Raw genomic sequence first — 25,581 nt, forward strand, 5'->3', positions numbered from 1 at the left:
GAAGTGAAACGCGGTAGCGCCGATGGTAGTGTGGCATTCGCCATGCGAGAGTAGGACACTGCCAGGCACCCAACACGAAAACCCCGCTCACTGAGCGGGGTTTTTTATTGCCTGAAATTCTGCTTCTTGCTCAATATTTGTCCTTTTTGGTTTTCTGTGAGTCCTTATTCCGCTGTATTCGTTTGTGTATTTCGCTCATTTCAAACGGTTAGTGTGGGATGGGGTTACACATGGGATGCCGCTTAATGGCCATGGCTGCAAGCAAGCACCATATTGACCACCCCCTCTTCCATGTGCAGTTCGACCTTGAATCCCAGGCGCTTGGCTAGATTGATCATGCCGCGATTGCTGGGCATGGTCATGCCTGATAGCTGTTCAATCCCCTGCTCTCTGGCGTAGCGAACAATCTTCTCCATCATCAGTTTACCGAGGCCAAGCCCTTTCAAATCGGAGCGTACCAGGATGGCAAATTCTGCATCACTGTGGTCCGGGGTGCTGATGGCGCGAACTACACCCAGGATCTGATCCTGAAAATCACCATCCTGGCCAACGGCCACAAAAGCCATCTCCCGGTCGTAATCTATCTGGGTCATCCGTGCCAGCTCTTCATGCCCCAGCTCTCCCACATCCGCGAAGAAGCGTTTGTACCTGTCTTCATCGGACACTTGCAGTACGAACTGCTTGTGGGCCGGTTCATCCTCCGGGCGGATCGGCCGCAGCAGTATATGGCTCTGATCCTTGAGCCAGGCCCCCTCCTCAAGCTCGGTAGGGTAGGGGCGGATGGCCAGTCGATTGGGTGGTGATGCGCTGGGATCGGCCAGGGTGATGCTGGCATCCAGCACGACCATTTCGCTGTCGCATGCCTGCAGTGGGTGGAGATCCAGCTCATGGATGTCGGGAAAAGCCAGTATCAGCTCGGAAAGCTGACAGAGCACCTGGCTGAGCGCATCGATATTCAGCCGCACTGGCGTCGCCTGTTCACGGATCTTGCGGCTCTTCATGGCACCGATGATTTGGTAACGAGCCAACGCCTGATTCAGTGGCGGCAGGGCCGCAACCATCTCTTGGGGCTCGGCTCCTGATTCTCCAAGCAGGATGACGGGGCCAAACACTGCATCCTGCTGGATCCGCACCCGCAGCTCCAGGCCGCCGCTGCGGCGTGCCATCCGCTGCACCAGCAGACCTTCGATGCGGGCGCCCGGGTCGTGCTGCCGAACCCTGTCCAGAATGGCGTCGGCGGCTTGTGCCACCTCGGTCGAGGTGCGCAGGTTGAGCATCACGCCATGCACGGCAGATTTGTGGAAGATGTCGGGTGAACGCAGCTTGACCGCGACCGGGTAGCCAATCTGCTCCGCCGTCAAGGTGGCTTCGATGGCATCAGTGACGATCCAGGTCGGCAGAGTCGAGAGGCCGGCCGCTTGCAATATGGGGTGGGCGAGATGGGTATCCAGCCTCGACTGGTTGCGCTCTCTGGCTTGGCGAAGCAGCTGTTGGCACAACTCGATATTGAGCTGGTTGCCTTGCAGGGAGGCGGGAGTTTCCATCAACTGCTTCTGGTTGCGACGATATTCCACCATATGCATGAAGGCGGCCATGGCGCTTTCGGGTGTGCGGTAGGTAGGAATGCCCGCCTCGGTGAACAGCTTGCGCCCCTCCTGCGCCGAATATTCCCCGGCCCAGTTGGTCAGGATATTGAGCCGACGCGCTCTGGGATGCTGCTTGAGATGGGTGATGAGATGGCTTGCCAGTGGCGCGCTGGGGGCGGTCAGCGAAGGCGCATGGATGATCAGGATGGCGTCTATGCCCTCCTCTTGCAGCAAGTGGTCCAGCGCCTCCTGATAGGTGGTGATGGTCGCATCACTACCTATGTCCAGCGGAGGGAGGGCAAGTTTGCCTCCACGCTCCAGCAGCACATCCACCGCCATGTTGGCCAAGCCCCGGCCATTGGAGATGATGGCCAGTCGCTCCCCCTTGAGGGTCATCGAATGGCTCAGGGTCTCTACCGCCGCAAACAGCTCGTGGGTATCTCTAACTCGCAGCATGCCGGCGCGGCGAATGGCGGCATCATAGACGTTGTCGAGGCCATGGCTTGGGTTGTGGCGACCGCTTTTGAGTATCAGGATGGGCTTGTTGCGCGACGCGGCCCGGGCGGCGGAGAGAAAGTGGCGGGCATCGTGCAGCTTGTCCATATAGAGCAGGATGGCGCGGGTTGTGCTGTCGCGGGAGAGTTGATCCAGCAGCTGGCCGAAGTCTATGTCACAGTGATCGCCGAGGGAGATGAAGGCAGAGAAGCCCAGCTCATGTTGCTTGGCCCAGTCCAGTATGGTGGCGCTGACGGCGGCCGACTGGGAGAGAAAGGCGACCTGGCCCGGCTTGGCCGTGATGGGAGAGAAGCTGGCGTTGATCCCTTGCCCGGGCAGCAGCATGCCCATGCTGTTCGGTCCCAGCAGGCGGATGCCGTATTGTTGGCAGACCCGCTTCAGCTCCCGCCGTTCCTCATCGGAAAAGTCCCCTGCCAGTATGATGGCAGCCCCCGTGCCTTTCTGGCCGAGCGCTTCCAGCAGTGGCAGGACTCGTTCCCGCTTGGTGCAGATGATGGCGAGATCCGGCACCAGCGGCAGGCTGGCAACATCGGGATAGGCCAGCACGCCGGCGATGGCCTTGTCCTTGGGGGTGACGGGAAGGATGGGTCCCTTGAACTGCCCTGCCAGCAGGTGGCGGACGATCACATGACCTGCCTTGAGCGGGTCGGTAGAAGCGCCGATCACGGCAATTGAGTGAGGCTTGAACAGACGATCCAGACCGCTTGCTTTCATGGGCACTCCCGGCGAAAGGGGGAAGATACCAGTCTAATACCTCTTTGCAGCGGGTTCTGTGACCGGTTCCTGATCACTGTTTGTTCAGGGCATTGGCGCGCAGATAAAATCTCAGCTCGCCCTGCACCTGGCGGATTGCGCCCAGATGGCGATCCTGCAGATAGATATCCCGTTCCCTGTCCAGCAATGTGTTCGGGACCCCCATGCTTTGCAGGTACTCCTCGAACAGGGTTGCCCCCTTTATCTCGACCAAATGCTGTTTCATGGCTCTTCTCCCTGAATAGTCGGTCCCTTGTCAGCAGCCCGAGTCTGCGATTATCTGCCGGCTTTTCCTATTGTCATATTTGACACGGGACGGTTCACACATCTGTCACGCCGTACTCCCCTCGAAACCGTGGGGCGTTATAGTAATGGGAGGCGTATGACATCCGGGTGTTAGAGCATGGTCAGGGCATGGCTACTGTGTATCACATTGATGGCGACCAGCCTTTCGGCAGCTGAACAGCCGATCCGTGTCTGGAATCAGTTGCTGCAGCACCCCAATCCCGCCGTTCCCGAGTTGCTGCGTCTCTCCCTCGAACTCACCATCCCCGAATATGGCCCCTATCGACTGATTGCCAGCGCACCCATGGAGCAGGGGCGTGTGGTCAAGGAGATGAGCGGTGACGGTTCGGTGCAAGTGGCCGTGTTTGCACCGGACAGCGAGCGGGAGCAGGATCTGCTGGCTGTGCATATCCCGCTGGCCAAGGGGCTGTTGGGGTGGCGGGTCTGCCTGATCCGGCAGGGAGATGAGGGGCGCTTTGCCCATATCCAGTCCCTGGCCCAATGGCAGCAATCCGGGTTGACCATTGGCCAGCACAGATTCTGGCCGGATACCGAACTGCTCAAGGCAAATGGTTTGAAAGTGGTGGTGGGGAGCCTGTACGACGTATTGTTCAACATGTTGCGCAAGAGGCGCTTCGACTGCTTCCTGCGCTCCGTCATCGAAGTCGAGGACGAGCTCAAGGCGCACCCCTATCTGGCCATCGAGCCGCACCTGGTTTTTCGTTACCCGCTGGCCTTGTTGTTCTTCGTCTCGCCCAAATACCCAGAGCTCGCGCAGCGCATTGAGCTTGGGTTGCAGCGGGCGCGGCAGTCAGGTGCCTTTGAACAGGTATTCGAAGAGTCGTTTGGCAAGACGGTGCGTAATCTGAAGCTGGAGCAACGGACGCGCTTTGAACTGCATAACCCCGGATTGCCGCTGAGCAGCCGGCCCATGATGGCCGACCCAACCCTCATCTACAATCCGGATCAACGCAGCGCCCCCTGATTCTGTGCCGTGTCCCAGAAGGCGCGGATGAGGGGCTCCTCAAGCCGTTTGCGTGAAACCACTATGCCGACGTCGAATGGCTTGAGCGCCGGTTTGGGTTCGACGATGCGCACCTTCTCGCCCATTGGGCTGTGATCGATGACGGCGGCGGGTACCAACCCCACACCGCAGCCAAGCGCCACCATGGCGACGATCCCCTCGTTGCCCACCACTTCGGCATAGATGTTGGGAGCTATCCCCTTGTTGCGAAACCACTGGTCACTGCGTTTACGGGCCAGCCCCTGTTCCGAGAGGATAAGCGGCAGTCGCTCCCAGTCCGGTTCTCCCTGATGAAACCACTGGTTGAGTTGGGGGGCGTTGCGCGGGGCGATAAAGACCAGCGGGACCCGCTGCAGGCTGGCAAATTCCAGTTTGGCGGGCAGGGCATCCGGGCGGGCTGCGATGGCCAGATCGACCTCATCGGCCAGGATCTTGTCCACCGCCAGCGCCGGGTCGCCGGTTTCCAGCTTGATCTCCAGCTGGGGGTAGCGACGGCGAAAGCGCTCCAGCACCTCGGGCAGCAGAAAATAGCTGGCGGTGACCGAGCAGAAGACTCGCAGCCGTCCTTGCAGCGGTTCGTCGTTGCGTTTGAGCTCCTGCTTGAGCTGGCGCCACTCCTGCAGCAATCCACCACCAAACTCGCGCAGCTTCTCGCCGGCCGGGGTAAGGCGCACCGAGCGGTTATCCCGTTCGAACAAGACGCAGCCGGTCTCCTGCTCGAGGCGCTGGATGGCGCGGCTCAGAGTGGAGGGGCTGACCGCCATGGCATCGGCGCTCTTGCCGAAGTGGAGGGAGTCGGCGAGGTGGAGAAACAGCTCGAGGTTGCGAAGGTCCATCTTTTTTATTCCTGCTGCGGCCTGGTGTGCCGAGTCAATCTGCCCGGGTCATCGCTTCCACCCATTCAGAAAAGAGGGGGAAACAGCCCGACATTGCTCAGACTCACATTTCAATTCCTGCAACGCACTGTTTCGAATATATCAGTTCAGGCAATATGTGTCCCGCGCTATAGTGGTTCAGACAACGCCGTCACCGGCATGGAATCAATCGAACGGAGCAATCACCATGGCTAACTATTTCAACACCTTGAACCTGCGTCAGCAGTTGGCCCAGCTGGGCAAGTGTCGTTTCATGCAGCGCGCAGAATTCGCCGACGGCTGCGACGTGCTGAAAGGCAAGAAGGTGGTGATTGTGGGCTGTGGTGCCCAGGGTCTGAACCAGGGCCTGAACATGCGCGATTCCGGACTGGATATCGCCTATGCCCTGCGCAAGGCCGCCATCACCGAGAAGCGCGCCTCCTGGCAGAAGGCCACCGACAACGGCTTTGCGGTCGGTACCTATGAAGAGCTGATCCCGACCGCCGATCTGGTGCTGAACCTGACGCCGGACAAGCAGCACTCCGACGTGGTCAAGACCGTGATGCCGCTGATGAAGCAGGGCGCTGCGCTGGGCTACTCCCACGGCTTCAACGTGGTGGAAGAGGGTCAGCAGATCCGCGCCGACATCACAGTCGTGATGGTAGCGCCGAAGTGCCCGGGTACTGAAGTGCGTGAAGAGTACAAGCGCGGCTTCGGCGTGCCGACCCTGATCGCCGTTCACCCGGAGAACGATCCCAAGGGTGAAGGCATGGCCATCGCCAAGGCGTGGGCCTCCGCCACCGGCGGCGACCGTGCCGGGGTGCTGGAGTCCTCCTTCGTGGCGGAAGTGAAATCCGACCTGATGGGCGAGCAGACCATCCTCTGTGGCATGCTGCAGGCCGGTTCCCTGCTCTGTTACGACAAGCTGGTTGCCGAGGGCACAGACCCGGCCTATGCCGGCAAGCTGATCCAGTTCGGCTGGGAGACCATCACCGAAGCCCTGAAGCAGGGTGGCATCAGCCTGATGATGGACAGACTCGCCAACCCGGCCAAGCTGCGCGCCTTCGAGCTCTCCGAGCAGCTCAAGACCCTGATGCGCCCGCTGTTCGAGAAGCACATGGATGACATCATCGCCGGCGAGTTCTCCCGCGGCATGATGGCCGACTGGGCCGAGGATGACGTCAAGCTGCTGACCTGGCGCGAAGAGACCGGCAAGTCCGCCTTCGAGAACGCCCCTGCCTATGCCGGCAAGATCGCCGAGCAGGAGTACTTCGACAATGGCGTGGTGATGGTGGCCATGGTCAAGGCGGGTGTCGAGCTGGCGTTCGAAACCATGGTGGCCTCCGGTATCTACGAGGAGTCTGCCTACTACGAATCCCTGCACGAGTTGCCGCTGATCGCCAACACAGTTGCTCGCAAGCGTCTGTACGAGATGAACGTGGTCATCTCCGACACCGCCGAATATGGCAACTACCTGTTTGCCAACGCCGCCGTGCCCCTGTTGCGTGAGCACTTTATGCCGACTCTGAAAGCCGGTGACCTGGGGGCCAGCCAGGCCGAGAGCCAGAGCGTGGACAACCAGGCGCTGCTGGCAGCCAACGAGGCGACCCGCAACCACCCGATCGAGAAGATCGGTCAGGTACTGCGTGGCTACATGAAGGACATGAAGCGTATCGCCGTCGGCGGTTAAGCCTGCATCGGGCTGGATGATGAAGGGGCGGGGATGACGATCCCCGTTACTGCCCGGCTTGGACACCTGGCCAGTCCTCCGGATCATGCAAGCAGACCGATTGATAGCTATAAAAAAGCCCCGCTCATCGAGCGGGGCTTTTGCATTCAGGTCAGCCGGGAAAATCAGGCCTTCCAGGCTTTCCAGGTGTTGATCAGGCCGTTGGTGGAGCAGTCGTGGCTGGTGACAGCCTCGTCGGTGCCCAGCTCCGGCAGGATCTTGTTGGCCAGCTGTTTGCCCAGCTCCACGCCCCACTGGTCGAAGCTGAAGATGTTCCAGATTGCGCCCTGCACGAAGATCTTGTGCTCGTACATGGCGATCAGGGCACCCAGGGTTTTCGGGGTCAGGCTCTTGAACAGGATGCTGTTGGTCGGGCGGTTGCCTTCGAACACCTTGAACGGCACCAGATCCTTGACCTGCTCCAGGGTCTTGCCGGCGGCCAGGAATTCGGCCTCCACGGCTTCCTTGCTCTTGCCGAAGGCCAGGGCCTCGGTCTGGGCGAAGAAGTTGGCCAGCAGTTTCGGATGGTGATCACCGATGGGGTTGTGGCTGATGGCTGGCGCCAGGAAGTCACAGGGGATCAGCTTGGTGCCCTGATGGATCAGCTGGTAGAAGGCGTGCTGGCCGTTGGTACCCGGCTCACCCCAGATGATGGGACCGGTCTGGTAGTCGACCTTGTTGCCGTTGCGGTCCACGTACTTGCCGTTGGACTCCATGTTGCCCTGCTGGAAGTAGGCAGGGAAGCGGTGCATGTACTGGTCGTAGGGCAGGATGGCTTCGGACTCTGCGCCGTAGAAGTTGTTGTACCACAGGCCGATCAGAGCCAGCAGCACCGGCACGTTCTGCTCATAGGAGGCGGTGGCGAAGTGCATATCCATCTCGAAGGCGCCTTGCAGCAGGGCCTCGAAGTTGTCGAAACCGACCGACAGGGCGATGGGCATGCCGATGGCGGACCAAGAGGAGTAACGGCCGCCAACCCAGTCCCAGAACTCGAACATGTTGTTGGTGTCGATACCGAACTCGGCCACGGCCTTACCGTTGGTGGAGAGGGCTGCGAAGTGCTTGGCAACGTGGGCCTTGTCACCGGCATGCCCCAGGAACCAGTCGCGTGCGCTCAGGGCGTTGGTCATGGTCTCCTGAGTGGTGAAGGTCTTGGAGGCCACCAGGAACAGGGTGGTTTCCGGATCGATCTTCTTGAGGGTCTCGGCGATGTGGGTGCCGTCGACGTTGGAGACGAAGTGCATCTCCAGGTGATTCTTGTAGGAGCGCAGGGCTTCGGTGATCATGACGGGACCGAGATCGGAACCGCCGATGCCGATGTTGACCACATGCTGGATCGGCTTGCCGGTGTAACCTTTCCACTCGCCGGAGATGACCTTCTCGCAGAAGCCCTTCATCTTGGCCAGTACGGCGTTCACTTCCGGCATCACGTCCTTGCCGTCCACCTCGACCGGGCGGTCGGAGCGGTTGCGCAGGGCCACGTGCAGCACGGCGCGCCCTTCGGTCATGTTGATCTTCTCGCCGTTGAACATGGCGTCGATGGCGCTGCGCAGATCGGTCTCTTTGGCCAAATCAATCAGTAACTTGAGGGTTTCTTCGGTGATCAGGTTCTTGGAGTAATCCACCAGGATGTCGCCGCCGAAGGTGAGGGAGAACTTGTCAAAGCGCTTCGGGTCCTGCGCGAACAGATCCTTGAGACGAGTCTCTTTGTTAGCTGCAAAATGGGCTTCCAGTGCCTGCCAGGCCTGGGTTTGGGTTGGATTGATGTTTTTCATAGGATTCCTGAAATGCCAAGTTGTGTTTGAACCTTGCAGGCAAGGCCCCGCCAAACCTTATTATCCGAGCATTATAGCGAGCCGGCTGGCCGGCTCATGTAACAGAGTTTTACCGATTGTCTTTTACAACCTTGGGTCACTGGGGGAGTGTACACCCTGAAAGTCGGGATTATGAGTCACGAAAGCAAGCAGGATCTTGCGCTTGCTCATGAATGGGACCAACCCGGGAATGTGAAATGGTTTTCATATCGCCGTGCGGGTTGTGTGTGGTCGGGGCCCCCAAAAAAAGACAATGCCAGCCCGAAGGCTGGCATTGTGAGCAAGGGGATGGATTCATCACTCCCCGGCTTTGGCGGTGTGCATGACCATCTGCGGGAAGGGGATCTCGATACCCTCGGCATCGAAGGTCAGCTTCACCTTCTCGTGGAAGTCGAACCAGACACCCCAGTAATCACCGGTTTTCACCCAGGGGCGCACCACGATATTGACCGAGGAGTCGGCCAGCGCGGCGACGGCGATGGTAGCGGCCGGATCTTTCAGGATGCGTGGCTCTTCGTTCACCAGACGCTCAAGGATCTGCTTGGCCTTGCGCAGGTCGGAGCCGTAGCCGATGCCGAAGGTCATGTCGACGCGACGGGTATCCATGCGCGAGTAGTTGACTATGGTGCCGTTAAGAATGGCGGAGTTCGGTACCACGACCATCTTGTTGTCACCGGAGGTGAGGGTGGTGGTGAACAGTTGCACGGACTGCACGATGCCCGCAGTGCCAGCCACCTCGATGAACTCGCCCGCCTTGATAGGGCGGAAGATGATGAGCAGGAAGCCGGCGGCGAAGTTGGACAGCGAGCCCTGCAGCGCCAGACCGATGGCCAGACCGGCGGCACCAATGATGGCCACGAAGGAGGCGGTCTGTACCCCGACCCGACCCAGTGCCGCAATTACCACGAACACTAGAATGGCGTATTTAAGGATGCTGCCGACGAACTCGGTGATGGTGGCATCGAGCTTACGGCTCTTCATCACCTTGACCACGCCACCACTGATCAGGTTGGCGGCGATATAGCCCACCAGCAGGGTCAGCAGGGCGGCGGCGATGTTGACGGCATACTCGATCAGCAGCCCTTGGTTGTTGACCAGCCAGGTCTGTGCTTCGGTGATGATTTCGGGTTCCATAGGAGATCCTGTCAGATGCTAAAGATTGATAACGGATGAATCTAACATTGCAGTGCGACAGACTGGGTCGCATCTGGTGCTTATTTTCTACCGTAAAAAGTTGCCACAAAAAGGAAGGGAGGCCAAGGCCTCCCTTCTCATATGGGTTCGTGCGGGCTCAGCTTTGCAGCAGCTGGTTGCGGATAAATTGCCACTGATCTTCAAACCAGACGGTCGGTTTGATCTTGAACTCGGAACGGACGTACATGGTTGATCCGTCCCTCCGGCTCAGCTTTGCAGCAGCTGGCTGCGGATAAATTGTCACTGATCTTCGAACCCGGCAGTGGGTTTGATCTTGAACTCGGAACGGACGTATATGGTTGATCCGTCCCTCCTGCTCAGCTCTGCAGCAGCTGGCTGCGGATGAATTGCCACTGATCTTCGAACCCGGCGGTGGGTTTGATCTTGAACTCGGAACGAACAAACTGGCTGATCCGTCCCTCGGTGTAGGCCAGCAACAGATTGGCCAGCATGGTCTCGTCGAGCTGGAAGCCCTGGCCTTCCCGCAGCCGTTTTTCCCGCAGTACCTGCTTGATCTGGGTCTCCAGCTTGTCGAACAGGATGCTGATGCGATCCCGCAGCCGGTCGTGTTCACCCAGCAGGGCATCGCCATTGAGGATGCGGGTGATGCCCGGGTTGCGCTCGGCGAAGACCAGCAGCAGCTGCAGGATGTGGTGGCAGCGGGCCATGGTGTCTTTCTCTTCCGTCATGATGAGATTGACCCGTGACAGCAGGGAATCCTCGATAAAGTCGATCAGCCCCTCGAACATCCTCGCCTTGCTGGGAAAATGTCGATAGAGAGCGGCCTCAGAGACACCGACCTCGGCTGCCAGGCGAGCCGTGGTGATACGCTGACCCGGACTGGTTTCCAGCATGTGGGCGAGCGCTTGCAGGATCTGGTCGCGCCGACTCTGTTTCTGATTACTGCTTGCCATGGATTCCCCTAAAAAAACAATGGCTTGATTCTGTTATTAGGCACCGCCCCAAGGGGCTGTGTGGTCTTGTTATTGGCGACCAGAGGAACCAAAACCGCCTTCACCCCGTTCGCTCTGGTTAAACTCATTGACCAGTTGGAAGCTGGCCTGAACTACCGGCATGATCACCAGCTGGGCGATGCGTTCGCCGGGTTGCATGGTGAAGCTCTCCTTGCCACGGTTCCAGACCGAGACCATCAACTGGCCCTGATAGTCGGAATCGATGAGACCCACCAGGTTGCCCAGCACGATGCCGTGTTTGTGGCCGAGGCCGGAGCGGGGCAGGATGGTGGCACACAGACCGGGATCCTGGATGTGAATGGCCAGACCGGTCGGCACTAGGATGGTATCACCGGGGGCCAAGGTCAGCGGCGCATCCAGCAGGGCACGCAGATCCATGCCGGCAGAGCCCGGAGTGGCGTAGGCAGGCAGCGGGTACTCGGTGCCGATACGGGCATCCAGGATTTTCAGTTCAATTTGTGTAGTCATGAATCGTTTTTTCAATTGGATCTTGTGTGGGCACCCCGTCTCTGCACTGCAAGGCGGGGTGTCATGAGTCTTGTGTTATCGGGAGCCCATGGCGACCCGGCGCTCAGCGCCGGTAGTGGCGCGCAATCAGGGCGACGAGATGACGGGCCAGCGCCAGCTTGTCGGCCAGTGGCAGCGGAGCATGACCCCCTTGCCAGAATACGGTCAGGGCGTTGTCATCGGCATTGAAGCCTTGCCCTTCGCGAGACACGTCGTTGGCGGCGATCATGTCCAGCCGTTTGCGTCGCAATTTGTCGAGGGCGTATTGTTCCACATCCACGGTTTCGGCGGCAAATCCCACCGTGAACGGCTTGTTTGGTAGTGCCCCTACGGCGGCGATGATGTCGGGATTCTTGACCAGGGTCAGCGCCATCTGGTCGTTGTCGCCACTCTTCTTGATCTTCTGGCTGGCCACCTGCTCGGGGCGATAGTCGGCCACGGCGGCGCATCCGATGAAGAGATCGCACTCGCCAACCCGGCTCATCACCGCCTCATGCATCTGCAGGGCGCTCTCCACCTCGATGCGCTCCACCCCGCTCGGAGTCGCCAGCGCCACCGGACCGCTCACCAGGGTCACCTCGGCCCCCGCCTCGCGGGCGGCGCGGGCGATGGCGTAACCCATCTTGCCGGAGCTGTGGTTGCTGATGTAGCGCACCGGATCGAGCGCCTCGCGGGTCGGTCCCGCCGTCAGCAGCAGCTTGACACCTGCCAGCAGCGGCTCGCCGGCCAGTTGCTGGCAGCAACGTTCCACCAGTTCGAGAGGATCCAGCATCCGGCCCGGACCCACGTCACCGCAGGCCTGACTGCCGGAGTCCGGCCCCCACAGCAGGATGCCACGGCTGGCCAGGGTCTTGAGGTTGGCCTGGGTGGCGGCATTGAGATACATCTGCTGGTTCATGGCCGGGGCCAGCGCCACGGGAGCCGGAGTCGCCAGGCAGAGGGTGGTGAGCAGCTCGTCGGCCATACCGGCCGCCATGCGGGCCATCAGGTTGGCGCTGGCGGGAGCGATCAGCACCAGATCGGCCCACTTGGCCAGCTCGATGTGGCCCATGCCGGCCTCGGCGGCCGGATCCAGCAGGCTGTCGGCCACCGGATGGCCGGAGACGGCCTGCAGGGTCAGCGGGGTGATGAACTCCTTGGCGGAGCGGGTCATCACCACCCGAACCTCGGCGCCCTGATCTTTCAGGCGGCGCACCAGCTCGGCACTCTTGTAGGCGGCGATGCCGCCGCTGACACCCAACAGGATGCGTTTATCGGCCAATCTCATCTGCTGTATCTCTATCCGGCTCATTCTGACTGGTCGGCTAAGATACCACAGGCTGGGAGTGACGACAGAGATTGACTTGGGGGAGTTGTGGCCGAGCTCCCGCGATTTTTTGCTATGTTTTTTCTCAACAGGGACGGGGGAGAGACAAATGAGCATCAAAGAGTGGCCGGAGGATGAGCGCCCGAGGGAAAAGCTGTTGCGTCAGGGGCCCGCGGCGCTCTCCGATGCCGAATTGCTGGCCATCTTCCTGCGCACCGGCGTCAACGGCCTGAGCGCGGTGGATCTCTCCCGCCAGCTGCTCAGCCAGTTCGGTTCGTTGCGTACCCTGTTGGGGGCCGACCAGCGTGCTTTCTGTGATGCCCATGGCCTGGGGCCGGCCAAATACGCCCAACTACAGGCGGTATTGGAGATGGCCCGGCGCCATCTGGCGGAGCGGTTGCAACGGGGCGAGGCGCTGACTTCTCCCCAGCTGACCCGGGACTATCTACAGGCCCAGTTGCGGGATCGGCCGCGAGAGGTGTTTGCGCTGTTATTGCTCGATAATCAGCACAGGGTCATCCAATTTGTCGAACTTTTCTACGGCACCATCGATGCGGCGAGCGTCTGGCCCAGAGAAATCGTGCAGATCGCGCTCAAACATAATGCAGCCGCTGTGATTCTGGCGCATAATCACCCGTCCGGCGTCGCCGAGCCCAGTAGGGCCGACCGCCAGATCACGGATCGGATCACGGCCGCCTTGGCCCTGATCGATATCAGAGTGCTGGATCACTTGGTGATCGGTGATGGCATCACGGTTTCTTTTGCCGAGCGCGGTTGGTTATAACTGTGCTCTGGCGCCGTATTAGTTGATCTTTGATCACGGATGCTGTATAAAATGCCGCCTTCTGTTTGCCCCGCAATCGAAGGCCAGCGGGGCAGATATTTGCTCGAGCAATGAAGTAAGATTTGGAGAGACTGACATGTCTAGAGTATGCCAAGTAACCGGCAAGCGCCCGGCAGTTGGTAACAACCGTTCGCACGCTAACAACGCTACCAAGCGTCGTTTCCTGCCGAACCTGCACACTCACCGTTTCTGGGTTGAGAGTGAAAAACGCTTCGTAAGCCTGCGCGTATCCGCAAAAGGCATGCGTATCATCGACAAGCGTGGCGTTGAAGTGGTTCTGGCTGAACTGCGCGCCAGCGGTGTTAAGGTATAAGGAATTAGATCATGGCTAAAGGTATTCGCGAGAAAATTCGCCTGAACTCCAGCGCCGGTACTGGTCACTTCTATACCACTACCAAAAACAAGCGCACCATGCCCGAAAAAATGGAGATCAAAAAGTTTGATCCCGTTGTTCGTCAGCATGTGATCTACAAAGAAGGCAAAATCAAGTAATTACTTGAATTTGTCTCAAAAACCCGGCTTCGTGCCGGGTTTTTTTATGGGCCGAATTCAGTACACTGCCGGTTCGAAGGGAGGCTTGCCATGTTCAAACTGAGCCGTAAAGGCTGGAATAACGTGATCATAGTGGCGGTGTTGATTGTGATCACCCTGCTGCACCGGTTGGAGATTGCCCAACAGGAAAACAGCGCCAAGCGGGCGCGTCCCCTGTTGTCGGCGGATGCCGTGGTACTCACCTGGCAGGGACCTAGCTGGCAGATTGAGCGGGTCGGTCAGGGCTGGCGCAGCGTGCCGGACCTGGGGCTGGACAGCGCCCGGCTGGCAGCCCGCATCGACAGTTGGCAGAGCTGGTCGCTGCCCCCCGGCGAGGCGGTGCGCGGTGCCCCTGTCACCCTCAAGGTATGGATTGCCGGCCAGAGCGATCCGCTGGTATTGGGCCTCTACCAGAACAATGGCCAGTACGCGGCCCAACTGCCATCAGGCAGCTGGCTCACGCTGAGTGCCGAGCAGTATCGCGGCCTGCTGCGTCCCGCCCCCTGATTCCTGTTGCTTGCGAGGTTGTCATGCCTGAATTGCCAGAAGTCGAAGTCAGCCGTCAGGGGATCTCCCCCTGGCTCACCGGCATCAAGGTCACCCGGGTGGTGGTGCGGGACGGTCGTCTGCGCTGGCCGGTGCCCGGCGAAATCCAGGAGCTGGTGGATCTTACCATCCATCGGGTGCGGCGCCGTGCCAAGTATCTGCTGCTGGAGACCGATTTTGGTACCGCCATCCTCCATCTGGGGATGTCCGGCAGCCTGCGGGTACTGGATATCGGCACGCCGGCCGAGAAACATGACCACGTGGATATCGAGCTCGAAAATGGCAAGTTGCTGCGGCTCAACGACCCACGCCGTTTCGGGGCTTTGCTGTGGACTCGCGAACCGGCCGAGGCGCACGCCCTGCTGGCCAAGCTGGGGCCGGAGCCGCTCACCGACGCCTTCAGCGCCGATTACCTGCGGGAGCGGGCCAAGGGGCGCAGCACCGCCATCAAACAGTTCCTGATGGACAATCAGGTGGTGGTCGGGGTCGGCAATATCTACGCTAACGAGGCGCTGTTTGCCGCCGGCATCCACCCCAAGCGGGCGGCCGGCAACATCAGCGCCGAGCGGCTGGCAACCCTGGTGGCCGAGATAAAGCGGGTGCTGGCCGAAGCCATTCGCCAGGGGGGCACCACGCTCAAGGATTTCACCAGTGCCGACGGCAAGCCGGGCTATTTCGTGCAGAAGCTGCAGGTCTATGGCCGGGGTGGCCAGCCCTGTTACCACTGTCAGACCCTGTTGAGCGAAGTAAAAATGGGCCAGCGAACCACGGTTTTCTGCTCCCATTGCCAGCGTTGAGGCCGTTTTTTCGGCGGATCCCGTTGAAGTTGTAAGAGAGTATTTCCCGTCTGTTGAAGCTGTGTGCAGCTGTCACTAGTATTCCGGCCGTTCAGGCGGTTAGAGATATAAAAATGACAGTAAAATCAATAGACTGGGAATATTTATCCCGGCAGGAGCGCTATTGCGCAAAAAAGATGGCCCGTTACCTCTATCCGGAGGGATGTGCCCGCAAAACCTTCAACCGCGGCAAGTTCGTACTGCGCAGCCTGCTTTATCGCAAGTCGTTGCACCGGGTCTTCAGTCTGTTTCGGGCCGCCCCTCTCAAGGCGCTGCCCACCCGCTATCCCGAGTTGCTCGACAAGCCGATGCGACCCTATCGCTTCGCCTGTGCCCGCGCTCGTGAGCGGGCCGAGATGCTGGAGGATCACTATCGCCTGCTGCTGGCACGCTATCCAACTCTCATTGAGCCGCTCTATCTGGGGCAAGGGGTCGAGCTGGGGCGTTATCCCCGGAGCGATTGCCGCATCCTGCTGCGCCATGATGGTACCTTTCGCCGCGAGGCCGAGCTGGCACTCTCCATCGTCGATCCACAGGGGTTGCGTCTCTACAGCTGCGCCTTCTCGCTGGCGGGATCGGCTGCCCATCCCGAGCTGATGATAGGCTCCATGCAGGGGCCCGAGCCTGCAGTCGAGCAGGCTCAGGCGCGGGTGCGCGAGCTGACCAGGGAAGGACACGGCCTGCGACCCAAGTCACTGCTGGTCATGCTGGTGCTGCAACTGGCCTGGGCCATGGGGGGCGAGCGGGTGCTGGCGGTGCGCAAGCGGGCCCACGTCTTTCAGGCCAGACGCTACAGCCGCAAACAGAAGGGTAACTTGCTGGCCGATTATGATGAGCTGTGGCAGGAGTTCGGCGCCGAGGATGTGGATGCCAACTTCGTGGCCCTGCAGCCGGCGCTGCGCAAACCGCTGGAGGAGGTGGCGTCCAGGAAGCGCGCCATGTACCGGCGTCGTTACGAGTGGCTCGATCAGCTGCAGGATGCGATCGATCGGCAGTTTGCCGATATACCCCAAGGCCAGGCGAGCAAACAACTGGCGCCCTGATGAAACAGGCTACCCTCGGGTAGCCTGTTTGTTGCGAAGAGCTCCTGCTCAGCGGCCCAGTTTGGTGGCGATGGCCTGGGCTACTACGGGGTTGACAAACTGGGCGATGTCGCCGCCGTGCAGCGCCACCTCCTTTACCAGGGTGGAGGAGATGAAGGAGTTCTCTTCCGCTGGCGTGAGGAAGACGCTTTCGAGCTCCGGCATCAGGCGGCGGTTCATGTTGGCCAGCTGGAATTCGTACTCGAAGTCTGAGACGGCGCGCAGGCCGCGGATCAGCACATTGGCCTGATGCTCTCTGGCGAAATCCACCAGCAGGCCGGAAAAGCCCACCACCTTGACGTTGGGCAGGTGACTGGTCACTTGCTGAACCAGTTGGACCCGTTCTGCCAGATCGAACAGCGGACGTTTGCTCGGGCTGTTGGCGACGCCGACCACGACTTCGTCAAACAGCTTGGCGGCGCGACCGATCAGGTCGGCGTGGCCATTGGTCACGGGGTCGAAGGTCCCCGGATAAATTACCCTGGTAGTCATGTTTGCAGTCCTGCAACCTGGAAATTTGGTCGCATTATAGGGTCTGTTGAGGGCTTGCCGCGAGAGCGGTAGCGTCAGTTTGCCGCAGGAAGCGGTGCAAGATGCACAATTTGGTCGCTTAAATCGGGGCACTCTGGCGTCTTCACTTGAGAATAGCCCTGCATCAGGCAAGAATACCCGCATCGCGCATCAAGCCTCCTTGCATTGGTGACAGGGAGCAAAGGGATTTTTTATGAAACGTATTCTGGTCGTTCGCAATGACAAGATTGGTGACTTCATGCTGGCCTGGCCGAGTTTCGCCATGCTCAAGGAGTCCATGGAATGTCATGTGACTGCCCTGGTTCCCGCCTATACGGCGCCGCTGGCCCGGCTCTGTCCCTGGATTGACGAGGTGCTCATCGATCCGGGTGTCCGTGCCGACAAGGAGCAACAGCGCGCGCTGCTGGCGCGCATCAAGGCGGCCGCGTTCGATGCGTCCATCTGCCTCTTCTCCAACTCCCGCAACGCCATGCTGGTGTGGAAGGCGCACATCCCTTATCGCCTGGCGCCAGCCACCAAGCTGGCCCAGGTGCTCTACAACCAGCGCCTGATCCAGCGCCGCTCCCGCTCTCTCAAGCCCGAGTCTGAGTACAACCTGGAGCTGATCCGCCGCTTCCTGGCCGATCATCAGGTGGCGGTGGTAGAGCCCCATACCCCCTTCCTGCAGTTTGATGCACCGGCGCTGCGACAGGTGCGCGAACAGCTGGCCACCAGGCTGAAGCTGGATGCCAGCCGCCCCTGGCTGATGGTGCATGCCGGTAGCGGCGGCTCGGCCAACAACCTCTCCATCGAGCAGTATGCCCGCATCATCATCAAGCTGAACCAGGCCTGCCCCGAGCTGCAGTGCGTGCTGACCGCAGGCCCCGGTGAGGAGAAGATGGCCGAGCAACTGGCGGCCGAGCTGCTGGCCCACGGCGGCAACGGCTGGATCTACCGCTCCAGCGACGGGCTGCCGATGTTCTGTCAGGTGCTCGCCAACGCCGCCCTGTTCATCGCCGGCAGCACGGGCCCACTGCACATCGCCGGGGCGCTGGACGTGCCGACCATCGGCTTCTTCCCGATGCGCCGCTCCGCCACACCGCTGCGCTGGAAGCCGCTCAACAGTGAAGGGCGTCATCTCGCCTTCAGCCCGCCGGAGGACAGCGATCATCCGGAGGACATGAGCCAGCTCGATCCCAAGGCCATGGTGCCCGAGATGGCCCGCTGGGCCGCCCCCTTCTGGCGCGGCAACGACCCGCAGTAATGCAAACAGGGCCCCGAGGGGCCCTGTTTCGTATCCGGTGGCGAGTGCCGGAATGCCGTTACTCCGGCTGCCCGGGTTGCTGGCGCACCCAGAGGTCGGCGTATTTGACGAAGGTGGAGTGGGCGGAGAGGATAGCCAGCAGCAACCCCTGCTTGCCATCGAGGAAGCCCGCCTTGAGCAGGTACATCTTGATGAAGCAGCCCAGCGCATGCACCAGCCCCTGGCTGAGAGAACCCTTCTTGCCGCGGGCGGTGCGCTGATCGGCCCAGGCCCGGGCGTAACCGGCGGATTTGACCAGATAGTGCTCCAGATCCCGATAGGTGAAGTGGAGCAGGTCGCCATGGAGGTTGACGATCTTCATGTTGGCGCGTACCTCCACCTTCTCGTGCACCAGTGCCTCGTTGTAGCCGGTGAGGGCCTTGGGATAGAGGCGCAGCACCCGATCCGGATACCAGCCGCTGTGGCGGATGAAGCGGCCAAACACCCAGGAGAGGCGCGGGATCGAGTAGATGGTGTCGCTGGCCGGGTTGGCCATGACGGTGGCGATGGCCTCTTTCAGCTCGGGGGTGAGTCGCTCGTCCGCATCCAGCCAGAGCACCCATTCGGATTGCACGTGCGACTGGGCCAACCGGCGCTGCTTGCCAAATCCCGGCCACACCTTGTTGACGAAGAAGCGGGCGCCGAATTCGGCGGCGATGGCCGGAGTGTCGTCTTGGCTGCCGGAATCCATGATGACGATCTCGTCCACCAGCCCGTCGAGGGAGGCGAGACACTTGCGCAGGTTGTCGGCTTCATTCTTGACGATCAGAACGGCGGCCAGAGTCGGTTTTTTCACTGATGAGGGCTCACGGTTGCTGCCCGGCTGGCGGGCCATGCTCAAATTGGCGCCCATTCTAGCCTAAAACGACGGGCGGGGCATGGTCGGGCATCCGGCCCGAGGTGGTGCTGAGTGGCGCTCGTTTTGAGCCGTTCAGCGGGGCCACCGGGATCTTCTGTTATTTCTCCGACCATTCTTGGGGCATAATCTCGGCCAGTGATGATCAACAGCCGGGCCAGCCCCGAGAGAAGACGCGTGATGAAAATATTGGTGATCGGCCCCTCATGGGTCGGCGACATGGTGATGTCCCAGAGCCTCTACAAGGCGATCAAGGCCAACCACCCGGAGTGCGAGCTCCACGTGATGGCGCCCGCCTGGTGCTGCGCCCTGCTGGAGCGGATGCCCGAGGTGGACAAGGCGATCACCATGCCGCTCGGTCACGGCGACTTCAAGTTGCTGGCCCGCCGCCGCCTCGGCAAACAGCTGGCGGCCGAAAAGTACGATCAGGCCATCGTCCAACCCAACTCCATGAAGTCTGCTCTCATCCCCTGGTTCGCCGGCATTCCGGTGCGAACTGGCTGGAAGGGGGAGCAGCGTTTCGGCCTGCTCAATGATCTGCGCAGCAACAAGTCCGCCTTCCCGCTGATGGTGGAGGGCTATCTGGCGCTGGCTTATCCCAAGGCGCAGATGAAGAGCCGGGCCGATATTCCGGCCATTCCCCATCCCGCGCTTCACGTCGACTTGGTCAATCAGGACAAGGCGCTGGCGCGGCTCGGGCTGGATCGGCGTCGCCCCGTGCTGGTGCTCTGCCCCGGCGCCGAGTTCGGCCCGGCCAAGCGCTGGCCGGAAGGGCACTACGCCGTGGTGGCCCAGCAGCATCTGGACGAGGGCTGGCAGGTGTGGATCTTCGGCTCGAACAAGGACGTGGCGGTGGCCAACACCATCCGGGATCGGGTCAACATGCTGACTCGCCCCAACTGCCACGTGCTGGCGGGCAAGACCAGCCTGCACGAGGCGATCGACCTGATGGCGCTGGCCGGTCGGGTTATCTCCAACGACTCCGGCCTGATGCACATCGCCGCCGCCCTCAACCGGCCGCTGGTGGGAGTCTATGGCTCCACTTCGCCGCTCTATACCCCGCCGCTGGCGGATCGGGTCGAGATCGTTCACACCGACATCGAATGCCGCCCCTGCTTCAAGCGCACCTGCAAGTTCGGCCATCTCAAATGCCTGATCGATTTGCCGCCGGAGCAGGTGATCGAGGCGTGCAACAAATTGGAGCAGAGCGAGTAAGATGCCCTATCGCCTGCTCTACAACCTGCTGATCCATCTGGGATTGCCCCTGGCGCTGCTGGCGCTCTACAAGCCGAAGAAGGGCAAGCCCGGCTTTGGCAAGCGCTGGGCCGAGCATCTGGGTCGGCTGCCCGCCACCGGCCAGGAGGCGCCGTTCTGGATCCATGCGGTGAGCGTGGGGGAGACGTTGGCCATCACGCCGCTCATTCGCGCCCTGAAAGCGGAGCGGCCCGATCTGCCGATCCTGCTCACCACCACCACCCGTACTGGCGCCGAACAGGCAGCCAAGCTCGGCGACCTGGTGGTACACCGCTATGCGCCCCTCGATTACCCCTGGGCGGTGGCGGCCTTTCTCGACACCTTCAAGCCGCGCGCGCTCTGGGTGATGGAGACCGAGCTGTGGCCAAACTGGCTGGCAGCCTGCGAGAAACGCCATCTGCCGGTGACCATCATCAACGCCCGCCTCTCGGAGCGTTCCTGCCAGCGCTATGCCCGCTTTCAGGGGGCCTTTGATGCCCTCAGCCGGCCGTTGACCCGCTTGCTCTGCCAGCATCAGGACGACGCCGATCGCTTCGCCCGGCTCGGCATCGAACGCGATCGACTGGCGGTGACCGGCTCCATCAAGTTTGATATCCAGTTTGGTGACGAGGTGCAGGCCAGAGGCCGCGCCCTGCGCCAGCAGCTGGGCGCGGAGCGGCCAGTCTGGATCGCCGCCAGCACCCATCAGGGAGAGGACGAGCAGGTGCTGGCCGCCTTCGACCAGGTGCTGACCAGTCACCCCGATGCCTTGCTTATCCTGGTGCCGCGCCATCCTGAGCGCTTCGATCGGGTGGCCGAGTTGTGCGCATCTTATGGTTGTGTGCGCCGCACCAGCGCCGCCCCGGTCACCGCAACCGACAAGATTTATCTGGGCGATACCATGGGCGAGTTGCCGCTGATGCTGGCGGCGGCCGATCTGGCTTTCGTCGGCGGCAGTCTGGTGAAGGTGGGGGGCCACAACCTGCTGGAGCCGGCGGCGCTCGGCAAACCCTGCCTGACCGGTCCCGTCTACTTCAACTTCAGCGACATCACCCGCCAGCTGGTGGCACAGGGTGGTGCCGCCGTGGTGGCCGATGCTGCCGAGTTGGGGGAGAGGGTGAGTGCGCTGCTGGCCGACGAGAGCCGGCGTCGCGAGATGGGAGAGCAGGCCCGCGCCGTGGTGCTGCGCAATCAGGGGGCCCTGGCCCGCACCCTTTCCCGCTGTCTGGCTGATCTCGAAAGCCAGTAGGACGATTTACGGAGCGCCGTGGCAGATATGCGCTGCTGTGCTGATTTGATGCTTCATCTCGAGGAGAGACTCATGTTCAAGGCCCTGTTACTGGAAAACCAAGACGGCAAGACGGTTCCGACCCTCACCCGGCTGGCCGAGAGCCAGTTGCCGGAAGGCGAAGTACGGGTAGCGGTGAGCTACAGCTCCATCAACTACAAGGACGGGTTGGCCATCACTGGCAGGGGCAAGATTGTCCGTCAGTGGCCGCTGGTGCCGGGCATCGACTTCGCCGGTACCGTGCTCGAATCGGCCGACAGCCGCTATCAGCCCGGTGATCATGTAGTGCTGACCGGCTGGGGCGTGGGTGAAGGACACTGGGGCGGCATGGCCGAGCAGGCGCGAGTCAAGGCGGACTGGCTGGTGTCGCTGCCGGCCGGACTGGATGCCCGTCAGGCCATGTGCATCGGTACTGCCGGCCTCACCGCCATGCTCTGCGTGCTGGCGCTGGAGGAGGCGGGGCTCACCCCACAGAGCGGCGAGGTCCTGGTGACCGGCGCCGCCGGCGGGGTGGGGTCCACTGCGGTCGCGCTGCTGGCAGCAAAAGGCTACAAGGTTGCGGCCCTGACCGGTCGGCCCGAGGAGCAGGGTGAGATGCTGACTGCCCTGGGGGCCAGCCGCATCGTGCCGCGCAGCGAACTGCTGGAGCCTGCCAAGCCGCTGGAGAAGCAGCTGTGGGCCGGGGCAGTCGATACCGTCGGCAGTCAGGTGCTGGCCAAGCTGCTGGCCCAGATGAACTATGGCGGCGCCGTGGCGGCCTGCGGTCTGGCGGGGGGCTTCGATCTGCCTACCACCGTCATGCCCTTCATCCTGCGCAACGTGCGTCTGCAGGGAGTAGACTCCGTGATGTGCCCACTGGCGCGCCGTCAACAGGCGTGGCAGCGCCTGGCTCGGGATCTGCCCGCCAGCTTCTTCGAGCAGGCGGTGACCGAGATAGGACTGGAGCAGGTGGTCGAGGCCGCCGAGGCCATCACGCAAGGCCAGGTCGCGGGTCGCACCCTGGTCAAGCTTTGATCTTTCCCTGACTGGCGAGCCCCATTTTTCTGGATAGACTTTGAGTGCGGGTGCACTATCCAAGGAGAATGAGCATGGGTGGACACAAGCCGGATTACGATCTCGATGATGAATGGGAGCCGGAATCCTGGGAAGACGAGCTGGAGCAATGGGAAGACGAAAGCTGGCAGGATGACGACGCTTTCGATGACCAGTGAACCACGATATGAAATGAACAGGCGGGCATTGAGCCCGCCTGATTTTTTTGTGCGGCTCACAGGAATGGGGGCGAAGGCTTGGTGAGGGGCAAGGCTCTGGCTAGAATGAACTGCTCAAACGACACTCAAGGATGATTATGCGACTCACCGTCATACTGATTGCCGCCCTGCTGGGGGGCTGTGTCTCCAACGATGATCCCTGCGAGAAGGTGTGGAGCGAGGTGGGGGAGGCTGACGGCAAGCTGGGCTTCACCACCGAGCGGATCGAGTTCCATCGTGCCCAGTGTGGCGACAAGGTGGATGGCGAGCTGTGGCAGCAGGGGCATCAGAAAGGACTGGCCTGGTATTGCCGCCCGGAGCATCTCTATCTGGCCGGGCGCTCCGGGGAGGAGTACCGTGGTGTCTGCCCCAACGACATGCAGGCGCGCAGGCTGTTCGAGCAGGGGCGCCAGGGCTGGACCGATCAATAGGGCCTCGTCGGGTTTGGCTCTACTCCTCTTTTTTCAACCGCAGCGGCTGGCACAGATAACTCTTGTCGTTAGCGCTGCGGGCACATTTGCCGCAGACGAATTTGGGTTTGCGCACGATTTTGCGCAGCGCCTTGAGATCCGCGGGGATTTCGTGGCGACGCCACTCACACAGGGTCTTGCTGCCCATAACGACTACCTCTACGACTCGACGAGCGTATTGTAATCAATTTTCATTTCGAATAAACAGGCGCCGAGCGCTTATTGGCCTGAATGCCAATAAGCGTCTGATCCGTGGGAGATTACTGATAGAGGAACTTGGTGAAGATCAGCTCGCGGACGGCTTTCTTGCCGGTCTCCTTGAGCAACAACTCGTTGACCTTGGTCTCGCACTCTTTGCGCAGTTCCTCGCGGCTGACCAGAGACTTGATCTGATCGGCGCTCTTGCTGCCCATCAGGCGAATGATGGCGTCGCGGATCAGGGGGTCATGCTGCTCCAGCAGCTTGAGGTCGGCATCGTTTTCGGCCATCAACTCCACCGTGACCCTGACGTAGCCGAGGGTTTTGCCGTTGCTCAGGTAGTTGGTGATGATATCCGGATCGAGCGCATGGTAGGCAAATCCGGGTTTGACGGCTCCCTCGGCCCCTTCGGCAGCGGGTTCCTCATCGGCAGCCCGTACCTGCAGGGCGCCCACGCTCAGCAACAACACCAGCAAAATTTTGAAGATCTTCATATAGATGGCTCATCGGCGGAAGATACACCATTTTTGATGCTGCCAAAGGGGGCGTCAAGCACGGATGTTCTTACATTTCGCTATTGATTTACGGATAATAAACCGGATTTTAACCTGAACACGGAAATCTCTGGATGGTGAAGCTGTGAAGTCCGAGTTGACTGTTCCCCTCACGCTGTTAACCGGGTGGTTGGCCCCCGACAGTTGCGAATTGCCGGCCAGCCTGCGTCCCTGGCTGCTGGAGCCCGGCTCCATGACCCGGCGTCTGCGCCAACACAATCGGCACTTCTCGGTCGAATGGCTGGGCAATCGCCCCGTCTCGCTGACCACCGATGAGCAGTGGCTGGTGGATGCTGCATCCCCTGCCGGGATCTGCCGGGAGGTGATCCTCCACGGCGATCTGGGTCCGGCCGTGCTGGGCTGGACCCTGCTGGCCGACGCGGCGCTGCAGGGCAGTGGTCTGGCCGAACTGGGGGAGCAACCCCTGGGGGAGCGGGTGTTTGGCAATGAGCCGGTGCGACGTGATCATCTGCAGCTGGCTCGTTTTGCCATTGCCGACAATCCCCGTTGCCCTGCCGCCATCGTCTGGGGACGTCGTTCCCGTCTGTTTCTGGGGCAGTGGCCATTGCTGGTTCACGAGCTGTTTCTGCCCTCTCTCGTCTGTGACAAGGAGCTGGAGTGAATCTGTTAACCAAGGAGCGGGGTCTGGCATATCTGCAGTTGGCCCGCATCGACAAGCCCATCGGCACCCTGTTGCTGCTGTGGCCGACCCTGTGGGCACTCTGGCTGGCGGCCGGCGGACTGCCAAACCTCTGGGTGCTGACTGTGTTTGTGGTCGGCGTGTTTCTGATGCGCTCGGCCGGCTGCGTCATCAACGACTATGCGGATCGCAACTTCGACGGTCACGTCAAACGCACCTCGGGGCGTCCCCTGCCGACCGGCAAGGTGGATCCCCGCGAGGCACTGGCGCTCTTCTTCGTGCTTGCCCTGATCTCGTTTGGCCTGGTACTGACCCTCAACTCCCTCACCATCGCCATGTCGTTCGTCGGCCTGCTGCTGGCGGTAAGCTATCCCTTCATGAAGCGGTTCATTCCGATCCCCCAGCTGGTGCTCGGCATGGCCTTCTCCTGGTCGATCCCCATGGCCTATGCGGCGCAGGCCAACGCACTGCCGGCCGTGGCCTGGCTGGTGTTTATCGCCAACCTGCTGTGGACCGTGGCCTACGATACCCAGTACGCCATGGTGGACAGGGACGATGACCTCAAGCTGGGGCTCAAGTCGAGCGCCATCCTGTTTGGCCGTCACGACAAGCGGATTATCGGCGTGCTGCAGCTGGCCACCCTGTTGATCCTGCTGCTGGTCGGCCAGCTGATGGCGCTGGGCAGCAGTTACTACTGGGGATTGCTGGGGGCCGCCGTGCTGTTCGTCTATCAGCAGCGGCTCATTCGCGAACGGCAGCGGGAGGCCTGCTTCCAGGCGTTCCTCAACAACAACTATGTGGGGGCTCTGGTGTTCGCCGGGCTGGTGCTCGACTACCTGCTGGGGTGACTACTCCCCGAGCAAAAAGAAGGCCGCATCATGCGGCCTTCTTCATTTGT

General features: G+C 61.1%; 28 protein-coding genes. 16 read left to right on the forward strand and 12 right to left on the reverse strand.

What is annotated here, in order from left to right; translation table 11 throughout:
- Positions 1-242: 242 nt before the first annotated feature.
- Complete coding sequence (locus tag ACB034_RS16570) at positions 243-2,816, reverse strand: GNAT family N-acetyltransferase (RefSeq protein ID WP_371173281.1); 2,574 nt, start codon at positions 2,814-2,816, stop codon at positions 243-245.
- A 73-nt stretch (positions 2,817-2,889) separates the two neighbouring features.
- Positions 2,890-3,081, reverse strand: a complete 192-nt coding sequence (locus tag ACB034_RS16575; protein WP_042027209.1) for a hypothetical protein — start codon at positions 3,079-3,081, stop codon at positions 2,890-2,892.
- Positions 3,082-3,258: 177 nt separating this feature from the next.
- On the opposite strand from ACB034_RS16575, the gene ACB034_RS16580 reads away from it, so the two are divergent.
- Positions 3,259-4,125 carry a hypothetical protein gene (locus ACB034_RS16580; protein WP_026457434.1) on the forward strand — a complete coding sequence of 289 codons (867 nt, stop codon included), beginning with the start codon at positions 3,259-3,261 and terminating at the stop codon, positions 4,123-4,125.
- On the opposite strand, the gene ilvY is transcribed toward ACB034_RS16580, so the two are convergent.
- On the reverse strand, positions 4,107-5,000 hold the full coding sequence (gene ilvY, locus ACB034_RS16585) for an HTH-type transcriptional activator IlvY (RefSeq protein ID WP_042027211.1): 894 nt from the start codon (positions 4,998-5,000) through the stop codon (positions 4,107-4,109). The two genes, ACB034_RS16580 and ilvY, sit on opposite strands and share 19 nt — an antisense overlap.
- Before the next feature lie 226 nt (positions 5,001-5,226).
- On the opposite strand from ilvY, the gene ilvC reads away from it, so the two are divergent.
- Complete coding sequence (ilvC, locus tag ACB034_RS16590) at positions 5,227-6,708, forward strand: ketol-acid reductoisomerase (RefSeq protein WP_268856148.1); 1,482 nt, start codon at positions 5,227-5,229, stop codon at positions 6,706-6,708.
- Between the two features lie 164 nt (positions 6,709-6,872).
- On the opposite strand, the gene pgi is transcribed toward ilvC, so the two are convergent.
- From pgi to coaBC, 5 genes are all read right to left on the reverse strand, one after another.
- On the reverse strand, positions 6,873-8,522 hold the full coding sequence (pgi, locus tag ACB034_RS16595; protein ID WP_371173282.1) for a glucose-6-phosphate isomerase: 1,650 nt from the start codon (positions 8,520-8,522) through the stop codon (positions 6,873-6,875).
- Between the two features lie 336 nt (positions 8,523-8,858).
- On the reverse strand, positions 8,859-9,695 hold the full coding sequence (locus tag ACB034_RS16600; RefSeq protein ID WP_371173283.1) for a mechanosensitive ion channel domain-containing protein: 837 nt from the start codon (positions 9,693-9,695) through the stop codon (positions 8,859-8,861).
- Positions 9,696-10,072: 377 nt separating this feature from the next.
- Positions 10,073-10,669, reverse strand: a complete 597-nt coding sequence (gene slmA / locus ACB034_RS16605; RefSeq protein WP_042027216.1) for a nucleoid occlusion factor SlmA — start codon at positions 10,667-10,669, stop codon at positions 10,073-10,075.
- A gap of 69 nt (positions 10,670-10,738) precedes the next feature.
- The gene (gene dut, locus ACB034_RS16610) at positions 10,739-11,197 is read right to left on the reverse strand and encodes a dUTP diphosphatase (protein WP_371173284.1); all 459 of its coding nucleotides are present in this window, start codon (positions 11,195-11,197) and stop codon (positions 10,739-10,741) included.
- 103 nt (positions 11,198-11,300) lie between these two features.
- Complete coding sequence (gene coaBC / locus ACB034_RS16615; protein WP_371173285.1) at positions 11,301-12,503, reverse strand: bifunctional phosphopantothenoylcysteine decarboxylase/phosphopantothenate--cysteine ligase CoaBC; 1,203 nt, start codon at positions 12,501-12,503, stop codon at positions 11,301-11,303.
- Positions 12,504-12,651: 148 nt separating this feature from the next.
- Between coaBC and radC the strand changes: the two genes are divergently transcribed.
- The 6 genes from radC to ACB034_RS16645 all read left to right on the forward strand — a co-directional run bounded on the left by radC (position 12,652) and on the right by ACB034_RS16645 (position 16,342).
- Positions 12,652-13,326, forward strand: coding sequence for a DNA repair protein RadC (gene radC / locus ACB034_RS16620; protein WP_042070659.1), 675 nt, complete (start codon positions 12,652-12,654; stop codon positions 13,324-13,326).
- A gap of 136 nt (positions 13,327-13,462) precedes the next feature.
- Positions 13,463-13,699: a 50S ribosomal protein L28 gene (gene rpmB, locus ACB034_RS16625; RefSeq protein ID WP_005307492.1), complete on the forward strand. Its 237-nt coding sequence runs from the start codon at positions 13,463-13,465 to the stop codon at positions 13,697-13,699.
- Positions 13,700-13,710: 11 nt separating this feature from the next.
- Entirely contained in the window at positions 13,711-13,878 is a 168-nt protein-coding gene (gene rpmG, locus ACB034_RS16630; protein ID WP_005307500.1) for a 50S ribosomal protein L33, read from the forward strand.
- 90 nt (positions 13,879-13,968) lie between these two features.
- Entirely contained in the window at positions 13,969-14,424 is a 456-nt protein-coding gene (locus tag ACB034_RS16635) for a hypothetical protein (RefSeq protein ID WP_371173286.1), read from the forward strand.
- A gap of 23 nt (positions 14,425-14,447) precedes the next feature.
- Positions 14,448-15,260, forward strand: a complete 813-nt coding sequence (mutM, locus tag ACB034_RS16640; protein WP_042070656.1) for a bifunctional DNA-formamidopyrimidine glycosylase/DNA-(apurinic or apyrimidinic site) lyase — start codon at positions 14,448-14,450, stop codon at positions 15,258-15,260.
- A gap of 176 nt (positions 15,261-15,436) precedes the next feature.
- Complete coding sequence (locus tag ACB034_RS16645; RefSeq protein WP_371173287.1) at positions 15,437-16,342, forward strand: VirK/YbjX family protein; 906 nt, start codon at positions 15,437-15,439, stop codon at positions 16,340-16,342.
- Between the two features lie 48 nt (positions 16,343-16,390).
- Here the strand turns inward: ACB034_RS16645 and coaD are convergent, their stop codons facing one another.
- Positions 16,391-16,873 (reverse strand): pantetheine-phosphate adenylyltransferase, encoded by a 483-nt coding sequence (gene coaD, locus ACB034_RS16650; protein WP_371173288.1) that lies wholly within the window; start codon positions 16,871-16,873, stop codon positions 16,391-16,393.
- 232 nt (positions 16,874-17,105) lie between these two features.
- On the opposite strand from coaD, the gene ACB034_RS16655 reads away from it, so the two are divergent.
- Positions 17,106-18,155, forward strand: a complete 1,050-nt coding sequence (locus ACB034_RS16655; RefSeq protein ID WP_042070654.1) for a glycosyltransferase family 9 protein — start codon at positions 17,106-17,108, stop codon at positions 18,153-18,155.
- 58 nt (positions 18,156-18,213) lie between these two features.
- Here ACB034_RS16655 and ACB034_RS16660 read toward each other — a convergent pair whose 3' ends face one another.
- On the reverse strand, positions 18,214-18,990 hold the full coding sequence (locus ACB034_RS16660) for a glycosyltransferase family 2 protein (protein WP_371173289.1): 777 nt from the start codon (positions 18,988-18,990) through the stop codon (positions 18,214-18,216).
- Positions 18,991-19,230: 240 nt separating this feature from the next.
- On the opposite strand from ACB034_RS16660, the gene waaF reads away from it, so the two are divergent.
- The 5 genes from waaF to ACB034_RS16685 all read left to right on the forward strand — a co-directional run bounded on the left by waaF (position 19,231) and on the right by ACB034_RS16685 (position 23,252).
- Complete coding sequence (gene waaF / locus ACB034_RS16665; protein ID WP_042070653.1) at positions 19,231-20,265, forward strand: lipopolysaccharide heptosyltransferase II; 1,035 nt, start codon at positions 19,231-19,233, stop codon at positions 20,263-20,265.
- 1 nt (position 20,266) lies between these two features.
- Complete coding sequence (waaA, locus tag ACB034_RS16670; protein WP_371173290.1) at positions 20,267-21,532, forward strand: lipid IV(A) 3-deoxy-D-manno-octulosonic acid transferase; 1,266 nt, start codon at positions 20,267-20,269, stop codon at positions 21,530-21,532.
- Positions 21,533-21,604: 72 nt separating this feature from the next.
- Entirely contained in the window at positions 21,605-22,585 is a 981-nt protein-coding gene (locus ACB034_RS16675; protein WP_371173291.1) for an MDR family oxidoreductase, read from the forward strand.
- 74 nt (positions 22,586-22,659) lie between these two features.
- Positions 22,660-22,782, forward strand: a complete 123-nt coding sequence (locus ACB034_RS16680) for a hypothetical protein (protein ID WP_260391510.1) — start codon at positions 22,660-22,662, stop codon at positions 22,780-22,782.
- A 137-nt stretch (positions 22,783-22,919) separates the two neighbouring features.
- Complete coding sequence (locus tag ACB034_RS16685; RefSeq protein WP_268856159.1) at positions 22,920-23,252, forward strand: DUF2799 domain-containing protein; 333 nt, start codon at positions 22,920-22,922, stop codon at positions 23,250-23,252.
- A gap of 19 nt (positions 23,253-23,271) precedes the next feature.
- Here ACB034_RS16685 and ACB034_RS16690 read toward each other — a convergent pair whose 3' ends face one another.
- The gene (locus tag ACB034_RS16690) at positions 23,272-23,439 is read right to left on the reverse strand and encodes a hypothetical protein (RefSeq protein ID WP_124238653.1); all 168 of its coding nucleotides are present in this window, start codon (positions 23,437-23,439) and stop codon (positions 23,272-23,274) included.
- 112 nt (positions 23,440-23,551) lie between these two features.
- Entirely contained in the window at positions 23,552-23,983 is a 432-nt protein-coding gene (locus ACB034_RS16695) for a flagellar basal body-associated protein FliL (protein ID WP_371173292.1), read from the reverse strand.
- 145 nt (positions 23,984-24,128) lie between these two features.
- Here ACB034_RS16695 and ACB034_RS16700 point away from each other — a divergent pair, with 145 nt between their 5' ends.
- Together ACB034_RS16700 and ubiA are read left to right on the forward strand one after the other, a co-directional pair.
- Positions 24,129-24,665, forward strand: a complete 537-nt coding sequence (locus ACB034_RS16700; protein ID WP_371173293.1) for a chorismate lyase — start codon at positions 24,129-24,131, stop codon at positions 24,663-24,665.
- On the forward strand, positions 24,662-25,531 hold the full coding sequence (ubiA, locus tag ACB034_RS16705; RefSeq protein WP_201982746.1) for a 4-hydroxybenzoate octaprenyltransferase: 870 nt from the start codon (positions 24,662-24,664) through the stop codon (positions 25,529-25,531). The genes ACB034_RS16700 and ubiA overlap by 4 nt, the downstream gene beginning before the upstream one ends.
- Positions 25,532-25,581 lie beyond the last annotated feature (50 nt).

Origin of the sequence: Aeromonas sp. S18(2024), assembly GCF_041402525.1 — a bacterium.
GTDB classification, from domain to species: Bacteria; Pseudomonadota; Gammaproteobacteria; order Enterobacterales; family Aeromonadaceae; genus Aeromonas; species Aeromonas enteropelogenes.

What these genes read in the sequence shown, in the direction of transcription:
- ACB034_RS16570 (WP_371173281.1), bottom strand. Translation starts at nt 2,816, where the DNA reads ATGAAAGCAAGCGGTCTGGATCGTCTGTTCAAGCCTCACTCAATTGCC.
- ACB034_RS16575 (WP_042027209.1), bottom strand. Translation starts at nt 3,081, where the DNA reads ATGAAACAGCATTTGGTCGAGATAAAGGGGGCAACCCTGTTCGAGGAG.
- ACB034_RS16580 (WP_026457434.1), top strand. Translation starts at nt 3,259, where the DNA reads ATGGTCAGGGCATGGCTACTGTGTATCACATTGATGGCGACCAGCCTT.
- ilvY (WP_042027211.1), bottom strand. Translation starts at nt 5,000, where the DNA reads ATGGACCTTCGCAACCTCGAGCTGTTTCTCCACCTCGCCGACTCCCTC.
- ilvC (WP_268856148.1), top strand. Translation starts at nt 5,227, where the DNA reads ATGGCTAACTATTTCAACACCTTGAACCTGCGTCAGCAGTTGGCCCAG.
- pgi (WP_371173282.1), bottom strand. Translation starts at nt 8,522, where the DNA reads ATGAAAAACATCAATCCAACCCAAACCCAGGCCTGGCAGGCACTGGAA.
- ACB034_RS16600 (WP_371173283.1), bottom strand. Translation starts at nt 9,695, where the DNA reads ATGGAACCCGAAATCATCACCGAAGCACAGACCTGGCTGGTCAACAAC.
- slmA (WP_042027216.1), bottom strand. Translation starts at nt 10,669, where the DNA reads ATGGCAAGCAGTAATCAGAAACAGAGTCGGCGCGACCAGATCCTGCAA.
- dut (WP_371173284.1), bottom strand. Translation starts at nt 11,197, where the DNA reads ATGACTACACAAATTGAACTGAAAATCCTGGATGCCCGTATCGGCACC.
- coaBC (WP_371173285.1), bottom strand. Translation starts at nt 12,503, where the DNA reads ATGAGATTGGCCGATAAACGCATCCTGTTGGGTGTCAGCGGCGGCATC.
- radC (WP_042070659.1), top strand. Translation starts at nt 12,652, where the DNA reads ATGAGCATCAAAGAGTGGCCGGAGGATGAGCGCCCGAGGGAAAAGCTG.
- rpmB (WP_005307492.1), top strand. Translation starts at nt 13,463, where the DNA reads ATGTCTAGAGTATGCCAAGTAACCGGCAAGCGCCCGGCAGTTGGTAAC.
- rpmG (WP_005307500.1), top strand. Translation starts at nt 13,711, where the DNA reads ATGGCTAAAGGTATTCGCGAGAAAATTCGCCTGAACTCCAGCGCCGGT.
- ACB034_RS16635 (WP_371173286.1), top strand. Translation starts at nt 13,969, where the DNA reads ATGTTCAAACTGAGCCGTAAAGGCTGGAATAACGTGATCATAGTGGCG.
- mutM (WP_042070656.1), top strand. Translation starts at nt 14,448, where the DNA reads ATGCCTGAATTGCCAGAAGTCGAAGTCAGCCGTCAGGGGATCTCCCCC.
- ACB034_RS16645 (WP_371173287.1), top strand. Translation starts at nt 15,437, where the DNA reads ATGGCCCGTTACCTCTATCCGGAGGGATGTGCCCGCAAAACCTTCAAC.
- coaD (WP_371173288.1), bottom strand. Translation starts at nt 16,873, where the DNA reads ATGACTACCAGGGTAATTTATCCGGGGACCTTCGACCCCGTGACCAAT.
- ACB034_RS16655 (WP_042070654.1), top strand. Translation starts at nt 17,106, where the DNA reads ATGAAACGTATTCTGGTCGTTCGCAATGACAAGATTGGTGACTTCATG.
- waaF (WP_042070653.1), top strand. Translation starts at nt 19,231, where the DNA reads ATGAAAATATTGGTGATCGGCCCCTCATGGGTCGGCGACATGGTGATG.
- waaA (WP_371173290.1), top strand. Translation starts at nt 20,267, where the DNA reads ATGCCCTATCGCCTGCTCTACAACCTGCTGATCCATCTGGGATTGCCC.
- ACB034_RS16675 (WP_371173291.1), top strand. Translation starts at nt 21,605, where the DNA reads ATGTTCAAGGCCCTGTTACTGGAAAACCAAGACGGCAAGACGGTTCCG.
- ACB034_RS16680 (WP_260391510.1), top strand. Translation starts at nt 22,660, where the DNA reads ATGGGTGGACACAAGCCGGATTACGATCTCGATGATGAATGGGAGCCG.
- ACB034_RS16685 (WP_268856159.1), top strand. Translation starts at nt 22,920, where the DNA reads ATGCGACTCACCGTCATACTGATTGCCGCCCTGCTGGGGGGCTGTGTC.
- ACB034_RS16690 (WP_124238653.1), bottom strand. Translation starts at nt 23,439, where the DNA reads ATGGGCAGCAAGACCCTGTGTGAGTGGCGTCGCCACGAAATCCCCGCG.
- ACB034_RS16695 (WP_371173292.1), bottom strand. Translation starts at nt 23,983, where the DNA reads ATGAAGATCTTCAAAATTTTGCTGGTGTTGTTGCTGAGCGTGGGCGCC.